We start from the raw sequence: 12,275 nt of genomic DNA on the forward strand, positions 1-12,275 counted from the left end.
TCTCAAGAAAACCGATCTTTGAACTCAGCCCCGGCAGGTCAACCCACCTGGGAACCCAACGGTGGGCAGCCGTGGTCACCCGTCGAGGACGACGGCACTTACGTGCGGGAGAGCGATCCGGTACCCGCCAGCCCACTACCCAGGGTTCTCGTACCGACCACCGCCGGTCGGCAGCATCGTCTGCCACGCGGTGCGGATGTTGCGCCGGGGTTGTCGCGTGGGATCAACCCAGGAGGGTGGGATGAACACCGGCAACCCGTTGTCGAACTCGATCTCCCAGTCCCCGTCGTGGATCACCGTGTGGTGATGCCGACACAACAACACCGTGTTGCACAGGGCCGTCGGGCCACCTTCTGACCAGTGGATCACGTGGTGGGCGTCCGCCCACGCGGCGGGCATCGTGCACCCGGGGAACGCGCACCCTTTGTCCCGCACGGCCAGGGCTGTGCGGAGGGGTCCGGTGACGGTGCGCTGCGCTTGGCCGACGTCGAGGGGGATGCCCATGGTGTCCAGCACCACGGGGATGATCTTGGCGTCGCAGGCCATCCGCCGGATCGTCTTCGCCGTCATGGGTCCGCCCCAGGAGGCCCAGCCGCTGGAGAGGCCGTCGCGGAGGTCGGCGTAGTCGATGGTGACGCTGATGTGCGGGCGTTCCCCGCCGACCTTGGGCAGCTCACCTGCTTGCAGGGCCTGTGTGGTCAACGCGACCAGGGCGTCGGCTTGGCGTTGGTCGGTCGAGCGCAGGTCCACATCGTCGTCGGCGGGTTGGGGTTTGGACAACGCGTGGATGGCGGTCCGGAACGCCTCGCCACCCTCGGGGTCCAGACAGCCGCTGAGGTGCACCCAGCCCCGGGCGTCCTGGGAGACGCGCAGGAAGCGTTTGGCGATGCCTTCGTTCTCCTCGGCGAGAGTCCCGTCTTGGTCGAGGACGGCGCGGAGGTGTTTTCCGGCTTTCTGGAGTTCTTTGTGGTTGAGGAAGCGGGCCTGCTCGGCCAGGACTTTCTCGGCGTCGTCGGTGACCTCGACCGGGAGCGTCGCGGGGAGGGCGCGGAGGACGTCGGAGACCGCCAGGGCGTGGTCGAGGGTGATCGCCCCCTCCCGTAACGCCTGCTGCGTCGAGGGGAGGGTGGGGAGTTCGTGGACGAGGCGGCCGCGTCGGCGGGCTTCGTGCGGGGTGAGGTTGAGCGCGCCGCGCAGGAGGGCGGCGATGTCGCGGCAGCCGTGTTGCACGTGCAGGCTGCGCTGCTCGGCCTGGGTCGCTAACTCGTGGGAGACGGCCGTGATCAGCCGGGAGACCTTTTCCAGGGCCTGCAGCATCGGCAGGATCTCGGTCTCGGGCATCTGGTGGGAGCGGCCGGTGGCGAGGTGCTCCGACAAGTGATCGATGTAGTCGTGGGTGTCCAAGGGGAATCACCTCCTTTCGTCACACTCCATTGAACTCGAACACATGATCGACAGCAAAGCACGAGCGGGTGAAACCGTTGGGGTGAAAGGGAAATCGAAGACGCGGCACTCCCCATTCAGGTGAAGTGACGCGGTGTGGCTGGACTTGCGGCTCCAGTGTGACGAGCGCTCGCTGGTGCCGGTGTCCTTGCGGGGAAAGGGATTTCTCGATCGCTGGTTCCGAGGCTGCCGTGGCGAACTCAGTGTCGCGTAGTCGAGGTCGGGGCGTCGCTGGTGAGGGGGATGGCCGAATCTCGGGCGACCTTGGTGAAGAACGAGGCCGACGTGTGCCCGCGCGGAGGGGCGACTCGTTGCGGACGACGTTCGGCCTCGCCGTCGCGGTCACGGGTTCGGGGAGCCGTGCGGTCTGGGCGTTGAGGACGTTCGAGTCGGTGTCGAGTGAGGGCCCCGCGCGTTGGGCCAGCTCGCGTACACCGACCGTTCGTCTTATCGGCGCTCCGTTGCTCTGCTCGTTTGAACGTTCGGCAGGATCCTTGACTCGGCGCTGCAACGTGCGGAAACTAGCTGCTGAAACGTGATTGAAAGGTTTCATTTACGCGAGGAGATCCGGTGCGACCTGCGGTGCTTTCGGTGCGCGACGTCGCCAAGGGCTTCGGCGCGGTCCGGGCGCTGTCCGGGGTTTCGCTCGATCTTGTTCCGGGCTCGGCCCACGCGGTGCTCGGGGAGAACGGGGCCGGGAAGTCGACGCTGATCAAGGTGCTCGCCGGGGTGTTCCGGCCCGACTCCGGCGAGGTGCTGGTGGACGGCTCGCCGCGGCCGTTCGCCGATCCGGCCGACGCCCGTGCCGCCGGGGTCGCCGTGATCTACCAGGAGCCGACGCTCTTCGACGATCTTTCCCTCGCCGAGAACGTCTTCATGGGGCGGCAGCCGCTGCGCGCCGGTCGGCGTATCGACACGAAGGCCATGCACGCGGCCACCGCGGCGCTCTTCGAGCGCCTCGGGGTGCGGCTGGACCCGCGTCGGCCCGCCAAGGGCTTGTCCATCGCGGATCAGCAGGTGGTCGAGATCGCCAAGGCGCTGTCCTTCGACGCCAGGGTGATCGTGATGGACGAGCCCACTGCGGCGTTGTCGCCGGTGGAGGTCGCCAGGCTCTTCGGGGTCGCTCGCGCGTTGCTGGAGCAGGACGTCGCCGTGCTGTTCGTCTCGCACCGTCTCGACGAGGTCTTCGAGCTTTGCGACCACGCCACCGTGCTTCGCGATGGGGAGCTCGTGTGGTCGGGACCGTTGGCCGGTGCGACGCCAGAGGACATGGTGCGCCGCATGGTCGGTCGTGAGCTTTCCGCCCTCTTTCCCAAGCAGGACACCGTTCCTGGCCGGGTCGTGCTCGAAGCCCGCAGGCTCACCAGGGAAGGCGTGTTCACCGATGTGTCCTTCGAACTGCGGGCGGGGGAGATCGTGGCCTTGGCCGGGCTCGTCGGCGCCGGTCGCAGCGAGGTCGCGCGCGCGGTGTTCGGCATCGACCGGCTGGACGCGGGAGAGGTGCGCGTCGACGGCAGGCCCTTGCGCGGTGGGTCGCCCACCTCTGCCATGGCGGCCGGGATCGGGTTCGTGCCGGAGGACCGGCGGCAGCAGGGACTGGTGATGAGCGGGTCGATCGAGGGCAACGTGGGGTTGGCCTCGTTGGGCGCGTTGAGCCGGGGTGGTGTCCTCCGCCGCCGCGACGAGCGGGCGCTCGCGGCGGACTGGGCCGTCAAGCTGCGGGTGAAGTTCGCGCGGCTCTCCGATCCGGTCGGTGTGCTCTCCGGCGGCAACCAGCAGAAGGTGGTGCTGGCGAAGTGGTTGTCGCGCAACCCTTCCGTCCTGATCGTCGATGAGCCGACGAGGGGCATCGACGTCGGGGCGAAGGCCGAGGTGCACCGGCTGCTCTCCGAGCTGGCCGCCGAGGGGGTCGCGGTGCTGCTGATCTCGTCCGAGCTGCCCGAGGTGCTGGGCATGGCCGACCGGGTGCTGGTCATGCACGAGGGGCGGATCGCCGCAGAGCTGTCCAAAGAGGACGCCACCGAGGAGGCTGTCGCGCTGGCCGCGACCGGGCGGGCGGTGCGGTCATGACCGGGCTGGTGGCCAGGGTGGGGCGCGTGCGGGAACTGGGCATCGCGTTGGTGCTGTTGCTCGTCGTCGCCGCGACCGCGTTGGCCAACCCGCGTTTCGTCGAGGCGCAGAACGTGCGGGACCTGCTCCTGAACGCCTCGATCATCGCGTTGCTCGCCGTTGGGCAGACCGTCGTGGTGATCACGTGGAACGTGGACCTGTCCGTGGGGTCGGTGCTTGGACTTTCCGCGTTCCTCACCGCCGAGCTGGCGGCGGCCAACCACGGTGTTCCCGTTGTGGTGGCCTTGCTCGCCGGTGCGCTGGTCGGGCTCGGGTGCGGGGTGCTCAACGGGGCGATCGTGTCACTCGGCAAGGTGCCCAGCCTGGTGGTCACGCTGGGCACGCTCTATGTGTTCCGCGGGCTTGACTACCTTGTGGCGCAAGGGAACCAGGTCAACGCCGGTGACCTGCCACCGGAGCTGCTCGGCTTCGGCGGCGGTCGGGTGCTCGGTGTGCCGAACCTGGTGTTGATCACGCTGCTCGCGGTGCTGGTCGCCGCGTACTACCTGCGTTCCTACCGGTCCGGGCGGGAGTTGTACGCGATCGGCTCCAATCCCGGTGCCGCCGTGCTCGCGGGTATCCCCGTGGGTAGGAGGATCTTCGGGGCGTTCGCGGTCTCCGGGGCGGTCGCCGGACTCGCCGGGGCGTTGTGGACCACCCGCTACGGCACTGTGGACGCCGCCGCCGGGACCGGGCTGGAGCTCCAGGTCGTCGCGGCCGTTGTCGTCGGCGGAGTCGCGATCTTCGGTGGGTCGGGCACGGTGGTCGGCGCGGCGCTGGGCGCGTTGCTGCTCAGCACGATCTCCAGTTCCCTCGCGGTGATGGGGGTTCCCGCGTTCTGGCAGCAGGCCATCACCGGGGCGTTGCTGCTCGCCGCGATCACCGTGGACCGGATCGTGTCGCTCAGACTCGCCGCGGCACTGCGGCGCGGCACCGCGCGAGGTGGTCATGATGGGTGAGCGTCTGCGCGGGTTGCTGCGGTGGGAGACCGCGCTGGTCTTCCTGCTGATCGTGGTCGCGGTCGGCGGCGGCGAGACGTTCCTCAGTGGACAGAACCTGTTCTACCTCGGCCTGGACGTCGGCGAGATCGCACTCATCGCCTTGCCGCTGACGCTGGTGGTCGTGTCCGGGGAGATCGACCTGTCGGTCGCGTCCGTGCTCGGTCTGTCCAGCGCGCTGATGGGAACGTTGTGGAACGCGGGACTGCCGCTGGAGACCATCCTGCCGGTCGTGGTCGTCGTGGGAGCCGCGTGCGGTGCGGTCAACGGCGCGCTGGTCACCTATCTCGGGTTGCCGTCGCTCGCCGTCACCATCGGCACCCTCGCGTTGTACCGCGGCTTGGCTCTGGTGTTGCTCGGGGATACCGCCGTCGCTGACTTCCCCGCGAGCTACACGCAGTTCGGGACGACACCGGTCCCCGGAACCTGGTTGCCTTATCCGACTGCGCTGTTCCTCGTTCTTGCCTTGGCGTTCGCGGTGCTGCTGCACGCGACCCCGTTCGGCAGAGCCACGTTCGCCATCGGTGCGAACACCGAGGCGGCGCGCTTCTCCGGTATCCGGGTGAAGCGGACCAAGTTCGTGCTGTTCGTGATCACCGGCGCCGTCGCCGCACTCGCCGGGATCGTCTACACACTGCGGTTCTCCAGCGCCCGTGCGGACAACGGGACCGGACTGGAGCTCGCCGTCGTCGCCGCCGTCCTGCTGGGCGGGGTGTCGATCTTCGGAGGCAAGGGCACGCTCGGCGGGGTCATCGCCGGTGTGCTGCTGCTGGGTGCTCTGCGCAACGTGCTCATCCTCGATGACGTGTCCACCGAGACCCTGACCATCGTCACCGGTGTGCTGCTGCTGATCGGTGTGCTCGCGCCGTCGGTCGTGGCGCGGGTAGCGACAGGAAGGCGTGACCCATGAAGCGAAACCGCGGCGTCGCGGTTCTGGCACTGGCACTGTGCTCCGCTCTCGCGCTCACCGCGTGTGGTGGGACCACAAAGGACAGTGCTGGGGCACAACAGAACCAGCAGGGCGGTTCGGCGACCGCCGATCCCAACGCCAAGCTCAGGACCGGGTTGAAGGTGACCTACCTGCCGAAGCAGATCAACAACCCGTACTTCACCGTGGTGCGCAACGGGGTCCAGCAGGCTTCGGGCGAGATCCAGGCCGACTTCAAGGCGACCGGCCCCTCCGACGCCAGCGCCTCGTCGCAGGTGACCTACATCAACACCGCCGCTCAGCAGCGACAGGACGCGCTCGTGCTGGCCGCCAACGACCAGAACGCGGTGGCCCCGGCGCTGAAGGCCGCGCGGGCACAGGGGATGAAGGTCGTCACGCTGGACTCCGACGTCGCGGCGGACGCCAGGGATGTCTTCGTCAACCAGGTCGACTCCAGCGAGATCGCGGTGAAGCAGGTCGAACTGCTGTCGCAGGCGGTCGGCGGTTCCGGTGAGTTCGCCATCCTGTCGGCCACGGCGAACGCCACGAACCAGAACACGTGGATCGGGGTGATGAAGCAGGAGCTGGCCAAGCCGCGGTACTCCGGGCTGAAGCTCGTCGAGATCGCCTACGGCAACGACGACGACCAGGTGTCGTTCCAGAAGACGCAGGCGCTGTTGCAGGCGCACCCCAACCTCAAGGGCATCGTCTCACCGACCACCGTCGGGCTCGCCGCCGCGGGCCGCTACCTCAGTTCCTCGGAGTACAAGGGAAAGGTCGCGCTGACCGGGCTCGGTACCCCGAACCAGATGCGCGCCTACGTCAAGGACGACACCGTGAAGGCGTTCGCGCTGTGGGAGCCCGCCAAGCTCGGCTACCTGGCGACCTTCGCGGCGGCGGCGCTCGTGTCGGGGCAGATCACCGGTGCGGAGGGGCAGGGCTTCACCGCGGGAACCCTGGGCAAGTACACGATCGGCAAGTCCGGTGAGGTGGTTCTCGGCCCGCCGACCGTGTTCACCAAGGACAACGTCGACAAGTTCGACTTCTAGGAGAAGCGATGTTCTCCGCACAGGCGGCGCGAGTCCTTCGGGCGCAACGGATCGAGACCCCGTCGTGGGCGTACGGCAACTCCGGGACGCGGTTCAAGGTCTTCCCGAGGGAGGGTGTGCCGCGCACCCCGCAGGAGAAGATCGACGACGCGGCCAAGGTGCACGAGCTGACCGGTGTCGCGCCCAGCCTCGCGCTGCACATCCCGTGGGACCGCGTGCCGGACTTCGCTGAGCTGCGGCGCTACGCCGCGGACCGCGGGATCGCGCTCGGAGCTATCAACCCCAACGTCTTCCAGGATGACGAGTACCGCTACGGCAGCGTGTGCGCCCCTGACCCCGGGGTGCGCCGCAAGGCGATCGACCACCTGCTGGAGTGCGTGGAGATCGGTGTCGCGACCGGCTCCAAGGTGCTCTCGGTGTGGTTGGCCGACGGCACGAACTACGCCGGCCAGGACGACATCCGCGCGCGGCAGGACCGGATCACCGAGGCGCTGACCGAGGTCCATGACGCGATGCCGCGGGACATGCGCCTGTTGTTGGAGTACAAGCTCTTCGAGCCGCACTTCTACACGATGGACGTTCCGGACTGGGGCACCTCGTTCGCGCAGTGCCTGCGGATCGGCGAACGCGCGCAGGTGCTCGTGGACACCGGTCACCACGCACCCGGCACCAACATCGAGTTCATCGTCGCCGTGCTGTTGCGCGAGGGGCGGCTCGGCGGTTTCCACTTCAACAGCCGCAACTACGCCGACGACGACCTGATGGTGGGCGCCGCCGACCCCTTCCAGCTGTTCCGGATCATGCACGAGATCATCGGCGGTGGTGGGCTGGAACCCGGTGGCGGCGTCGAGCTCATGCTCGACCAGTGCCACAACCTGGAGCCGAGCGTGCCCGCGATGATCCGGTCGGTGATGAACGTGCAGGAGGCCACCGCGAAGGCGCTGCTCGTCGACCGGGCCGCGCTCGCGAGCGCACAGGCCGATGGCGACCTGCTCGCGGCGAACGCGGTGGTCACCGACGCCTTCAACACCGACGTGCGGCCGCTGCTCGGCGCGCTGCGGGAGGAGATGGGGCGCCACCCGGACCCGGTCGCGGCCTACCGCGAGAGCGGCTACCAGCAACGGATCGAGGCCGAACGCGGCCAGGGCGGGATGAGCTGGGGCGCGTGACCTCAATCGTCCACACAGGACCGACAAGAGGCTGGAGGCACGGACATGACGGTGACCACCGACGAGCGGGAGACGCTCCTGGGCTACGAGGACCTGGTGCTGTTGCGGTTGCTGGCCAGCGGCCTGCCGATCGAGTCCGTCGGGCGGCGGATGGAGCTGTCCGGCCGGACGGTGCGCAGGCGGACCAGGGCCATCTGCGACCACCTCGGCGTGTCCACGCCGATCGAGGCCGTGGTGTGGGCGGCGCGGCGGCGGTTGCTGTGACGGCGGCTCAGAGGTCCGGCAGCGGGTCCGGCGGCATGGCGTAGTCGCCGGACAGCTCCGCGTCGGCGGCGCAGACCACCGAGACGTACTCGTCGTCGAACTCCATCACCAGGTCGCCCAGCGTGATCGTCGGGCCCGCGCCGGAGTCCACCGGGCCGAGCTCGGTCGCCCTCGGGTGCTCCGCCCACACCGACTCGGGCCGGTCGTGGCTGAACGGGCTGCACGCGAGCACGATCACCTTGCGCTCGGTCACCGCGACGATCACCCCGAAGGAGCCGCCGTAGCGGTCGGCCGACGCCATGGCGGGGAACAGGTAGTGCAACGCCTCGTTCGGGGGCAGGAAAGCCCGGCAGCGCTGGCGGACGGCGGAGGACAACGGCATGCCGCACCTGTCTGGGTCGTAGGGGCCTGAGCCGAAGTGTCGCCGCTCAACGGGCGAATCACAAGGACGTGCGGAAAACAGCGAGTCACCGTGTCGTCCCGCGGGCTCGCTCGTTCGAGTCGTTCTCCCGCGCGGAGGGTTTGCCGCCGCCGCACGGTGCCGATGCGAACGAGGAGCCGAGGAGGTCGCCATGCGTCGAATCGCCGGTCTGCTGCTCACGGTGCTCACCCTCGCCGCGCCGACGCCGCCTCCCGCCCAGCCCGACATCGTCGGCGGCGTCCCGGCCTCCGCGGAGTCCTACCCCTGGCTCGTCGGGGTTCTCGACGTCAACGGAACGCTGTACTGCGGCGGGACGCTCGTCGCCCCGCTGAAGGTGCTCACGGCCGCGCACTGCGTGGGCAGGAGGCGACCTGCGGACCTCAAGATCGTGCAGGGGCGCACGAACACCACCAGCACGACGGGCCGCACGATCAAGGTCGCCACGGCGTGGGCGCACCCGGGCTTCCGCACGGTGACCGAAGGCGACGACGTCGCCGTGCTCACCCTCGCCGAACCCGCCTTCGTCCTGCCGCTGTCCCTCGCCGCGCCGAAGGACGTCCTCGCGTACTGGCCCGGCCTGCCGGCCACCGTCTTCGGCTGGGGGCGGATCTTCGAGGCGGGCCCGGTGTCGCCGGTGCTGCTCACCGTCTCGGTTCCCGTCGTCGACGACACGACGTGCAAGTCGGCCTACCAGTCCTACGACCCGCTGAAGATGGTGTGCGCCGGGCGTCCGCAGGGTGGGGCGGACGCGTGCCAGGGCGACTCCGGCGGGCCGCTCGTGGTGGGGGACAAGCTGATCGGAGTGGTCTCGTGGGGCGAGGGCTGCGGCGCGCCCGGCAAACCGGGGGTCTATGCCAGGGTCGCCGCCTACCAGCCGCTTATTCAGCAGCAGCTGGGCTGACGGGTGATCTATCGTCGCCGCGTGTCCAACCGAGAGCTCGTCGTGCTGGGAACCGCCAGCCAGGTGCCGACCCGCAGGCGCGCCCAGAACGGCTACCTGCTGCGGTGGGACGGCGAGGGCCTGCTGTTCGACCCGGGGGAGGGCTGCCAGCGGCAGATGCTCTTCGCAGGCGTCGCGGCGAGTGAGATCACCCGGATCTGCCTGACGCACTTCCACGGCGACCACTGCCTCGGGGTTCCTGGCATCGTGCAGCGGCTGTCGTTGGACCGGGTGCCGCACCCGGTGCGCGCGCACTACCCGGCGTCGGGGCAGGAGTACTTCCGGCGGCTGCGCTACGCGACGGTCTTCCACGAGATCGCGGACCTGCGCGAGGAGCCGGTCGAGGCGGAGGGGCCGATCGCGACGGGGGACTCCTGGACCCTGCACGCGCGGCGGCTGGAGCATCCCGTCGAGTCCTTCGGCTACCGGCTCACCGAGCACGACGGCGTTCGGATGCTGCCCGATCGCCTTGCCGCTCTTGGGGTCTCCGGGCCGCTCGTGCGCGCCGTGCAGCGCGACGGAGCGGTCACCGTGGACGGTCGGCGGGTGGCGCTCACCGACGTCAGCGAACCCCGTCCCGGCCAGAGCTTCGCCTTCGTCATGGACACCCGGCTCTGCGACGGCGTGTTCGCGCTCGCCGACGGGGTGGACATGCTCGTGATCGAGTCGACCTTCCTGGAGCCGGAGGCCGCGCTCGCCAGGCAGGTCGGCCACCTCACCGCAGGGCAGGCCGCGAAGGTCGCCGCGGAGTGCGGGGTGCGCACCCTGGTGCTGACCCACTTCTCGCAGCGCTACCCCGACCCCCAGCCCTTCCACGACGAGGCCGCCGCGGTGTTCGGCGGGGAGATCGTCGTCGCCGCCGACCTGACCACGGTCCCGGTCCCCAAGCGCCGATGAGCACCGAACTTGTATGGAGCAGTTTGTTGGCGGCAACCCAAACAAACTCCGGGATAAAGTGTTCGGTACGGTTAGTTGGGAGGAGACCAAACAAATTCGGGGGTGTGCATGAGGGGGCCAGGTCGGCCGACCCGCGCCGCTGTCTACCAGCGGCTGGAGGAAGCCGTCGCTGAGTTGCGGAGCAGGCTCGGTGGCCTTCCGCTCCCCGCCGAGGCGGAGGACATCTGGTCCAGCATCTGGCACCAGGAGGCGCACAACAGCACCGCGCTCGAAGGAAACACGCTCGTGCTCCGCGAAGTCGAGAGGCTTCTTGAGGAGGAGCGGGCCGTCGGTGCCAAGCCACTGCGCGACTACATGGAGGTTCGCGGGTACGGCGACGCTGCGCACTGGGTCTACGGACAGGCGCTTGACCCCGGTGACTGGCAGACCGGGGAACTGATAACCGCTCAGGAAGTCCGACACGTCCACCACCTCTGCATGGCTCCTGTGTGGACAGTCGACCCGCATCCACACGCGGGTCAGGGTGAGGGGCCGGGAAGCTTTCGCAGGCATGAGATCGCCGCTTTCCCAGGGGGGATGAAGCCGCCGCCGTGGACCGATGTCGACCATCGCATGCGGGGTTGGTTGGACGAGGCGAACGCTCTTCGTGACACCGGCGAGGAGCCACTTCCTGAGGCGCTGGCCGGAGTGCACAACTCCTTCGAGGTGATCCATCCTTTCCTGGATGGAAACGGACGGGTCGGCAGGTTGGTGCTCAACCTCTTGCTCGGTCGTCTTGGCTACCCGCCCGCGATCATCTACAAGCGCGACAGGGACAAGTACCTCCGTGCCATGCGCAAGGCGGACAAGGGGGAACGTGGTCCGCTCGGTGAGCTGATCGCGCGCAGCGTCACGGACAACCTGTACCGCTTCGTCATCCCCGCGGTGGCGGGGCCGGTCAAGCTGGTCCCGCTCGCCGCGCTCGCGACCGAGGAGATCTCGGGCAATGCACTGCGGACGGCAGCTGTCCGTGGTCGCCTCCGTGCGGTCAAGGGGGATGACGGTGTGTGGCGTTCCAGTAAGAAGTGGGTTCAGGAGTACCGGGAAGCGAAGTACCGCCGCTGAGGGGGCGCCGATGAGCACCGAGCTGCCGCCCGTTGTCGAGTTCGCCTTCCCCGGGCCGCTGCGCGACCAGCTGGTGGCGGCCGTGCTCAGCGGAGCGAAGACCGCCACCACCGGTTTGCTGGTCGAGTACGAGCGCGGTGGTGAGGAGCTGCCCGTCGTCGGCGCCCGGTGGACCGTCGTGGACTCCGACGGCCGTCCGGTGGCGGTCATCGAGACCGTCGAGGTCCGCGTCCTGCCGGTCGGGGAGGTCGACCTGGCCCACGCGGTGGACGAGGGCGAGGGGTACACGTCGGTCGCCGAGTGGCGGCAGGGGCACGAGTCGTTCTGGCACGGCGAGGCGATGCGGGCCGCCCTCGCCGATCCCGGGTTCACCGTGGACGACGCCACCCTCGCCGTCGCCGAGCGCTTTCGGCTCGTCGTCGTGTTCTGAGCCCGCTTGATATCGGAGGAGCCTCCGTCTTCGGGCGTGGTCCTTTTATCAGGTCCTCTTTTCGATCCGTTATCGGTCGCCTATCCGTTCTCGCGGCGGCGAAGCACATGCCCGTCTGGATCGCAGCCAAATGCCGATATCTATATGAAAATGCTCCGGGCTAGCGTCGCCCTGGTACGGGGTTCGGCCTGGACTGAGGGACGGCAGGGTGGCCGTGAGCGGTGGGACAAGGCGAGTCGTTGTCGCCGCTGTCGTCGGAGGAGGCGTTGTGTGGGTCATCGGGCGCGTGCTCAGCGCGTGGCGGCGCGGGGACGAGGCGCTTGCGGAGAGCCGCAGGCTCGCGGAGCGGCAGGCGGTGGCCCATGCCAGGCTCCGCGAGGAGATGGCCGAGATCAACGGGCGGGTCACCGCCATTCAGAGACTCTTGGAGGATTCGATCTAGATCGAAGTATCGAACGCCCGGACTGCTCCGTCCGAGGGGAGGCGCTGCGCTGGACGGGGCAGCGCGGGCGTGGGTCCATCG

Annotated in this window: 13 protein-coding genes; 11 read left to right on the forward strand and 2 right to left on the reverse strand. The window is 68.9% G+C overall.

Annotation, left to right across the window (positions count from 1 at the left end; all coding sequences use genetic code 11):
• Nucleotides 1-135: 135 nt before the first annotated feature.
• A complete protein-coding gene (locus tag ACFFQA_RS05250) occupies nucleotides 136-1,404 on the reverse strand; it encodes an HNH endonuclease signature motif containing protein (RefSeq protein ID WP_377850468.1) in 1,269 nt (422 codons plus the stop codon).
• 609 nt (nucleotides 1,405-2,013) lie between these two features.
• Between ACFFQA_RS05250 and ACFFQA_RS05255 the strand changes: the two genes are divergently transcribed.
• Genes ACFFQA_RS05255 through ACFFQA_RS05280 form a run of 6 tightly spaced genes read left to right on the forward strand, consistent with a single transcriptional unit; the run spans nucleotide 2,014 to nucleotide 7,960 of the window.
• A complete protein-coding gene (locus ACFFQA_RS05255; protein WP_377850469.1) occupies nucleotides 2,014-3,513 on the forward strand; it encodes a sugar ABC transporter ATP-binding protein in 1,500 nt (499 codons plus the stop codon).
• Complete coding sequence (locus ACFFQA_RS05260) at nucleotides 3,510-4,511, forward strand: ABC transporter permease (protein ID WP_377850470.1); 1,002 nt, start codon at nucleotides 3,510-3,512, stop codon at nucleotides 4,509-4,511. The genes ACFFQA_RS05255 and ACFFQA_RS05260 overlap by 4 nt, the downstream gene beginning before the upstream one ends.
• Entirely contained in the window at nucleotides 4,504-5,460 is a 957-nt protein-coding gene (locus ACFFQA_RS05265) for an ABC transporter permease (protein ID WP_377850471.1), read from the forward strand. The genes ACFFQA_RS05260 and ACFFQA_RS05265 overlap by 8 nt, the downstream gene beginning before the upstream one ends.
• On the forward strand, nucleotides 5,457-6,527 hold the full coding sequence (gene rhaS / locus ACFFQA_RS05270; RefSeq protein WP_377850472.1) for a rhamnose ABC transporter substrate-binding protein: 1,071 nt from the start codon (nucleotides 5,457-5,459) through the stop codon (nucleotides 6,525-6,527). Before ACFFQA_RS05265 ends, rhaS begins: the two co-directional genes overlap by 4 nt.
• An 8-nt stretch (nucleotides 6,528-6,535) precedes the next feature.
• A complete protein-coding gene (gene rhaI / locus ACFFQA_RS05275) occupies nucleotides 6,536-7,696 on the forward strand; it encodes an L-rhamnose isomerase (RefSeq protein WP_377850473.1) in 1,161 nt (386 codons plus the stop codon).
• Nucleotides 7,697-7,741: 45 nt separating this feature from the next.
• A complete protein-coding gene (locus ACFFQA_RS05280; protein WP_377850474.1) occupies nucleotides 7,742-7,960 on the forward strand; it encodes a helix-turn-helix transcriptional regulator in 219 nt (72 codons plus the stop codon).
• Nucleotides 7,961-7,967: 7 nt separating this feature from the next.
• Here ACFFQA_RS05280 and ACFFQA_RS05285 read toward each other — a convergent pair whose 3' ends face one another.
• Nucleotides 7,968-8,342, reverse strand: a complete 375-nt coding sequence (locus ACFFQA_RS05285) for a hypothetical protein (RefSeq protein ID WP_377850475.1) — start codon at nucleotides 8,340-8,342, stop codon at nucleotides 7,968-7,970.
• A gap of 190 nt (nucleotides 8,343-8,532) precedes the next feature.
• Here ACFFQA_RS05285 and ACFFQA_RS05290 point away from each other — a divergent pair, with 190 nt between their 5' ends.
• From ACFFQA_RS05290 to ACFFQA_RS05310, 5 genes are all read left to right on the forward strand, one after another.
• Nucleotides 8,533-9,282, forward strand: a complete 750-nt coding sequence (locus ACFFQA_RS05290; RefSeq protein ID WP_377850476.1) for a serine protease — start codon at nucleotides 8,533-8,535, stop codon at nucleotides 9,280-9,282.
• 21 nt (nucleotides 9,283-9,303) lie between these two features.
• Complete coding sequence (locus ACFFQA_RS05295; protein WP_377850477.1) at nucleotides 9,304-10,218, forward strand: ribonuclease Z; 915 nt, start codon at nucleotides 9,304-9,306, stop codon at nucleotides 10,216-10,218.
• Nucleotides 10,219-10,326: 108 nt separating this feature from the next.
• Nucleotides 10,327-11,322, forward strand: a complete 996-nt coding sequence (locus ACFFQA_RS05300) for a Fic family protein (RefSeq protein ID WP_377850478.1) — start codon at nucleotides 10,327-10,329, stop codon at nucleotides 11,320-11,322.
• Nucleotides 11,323-11,332: 10 nt separating this feature from the next.
• Nucleotides 11,333-11,752: an ASCH domain-containing protein gene (locus ACFFQA_RS05305; RefSeq protein WP_377850479.1), complete on the forward strand. Its 420-nt coding sequence runs from the start codon at nucleotides 11,333-11,335 to the stop codon at nucleotides 11,750-11,752.
• 268 nt (nucleotides 11,753-12,020) lie between these two features.
• Nucleotides 12,021-12,194: a hypothetical protein gene (locus ACFFQA_RS05310; RefSeq protein ID WP_377850480.1), complete on the forward strand. Its 174-nt coding sequence runs from the start codon at nucleotides 12,021-12,023 to the stop codon at nucleotides 12,192-12,194.
• The last annotated feature ends 81 nt before the right edge of the window (nucleotides 12,195-12,275 follow it).

The organism is Allokutzneria oryzae, assembly GCF_042429765.1.
Classification (GTDB): domain Bacteria; phylum Actinomycetota; class Actinomycetes; order Mycobacteriales; family Pseudonocardiaceae; genus Allokutzneria; species Allokutzneria oryzae.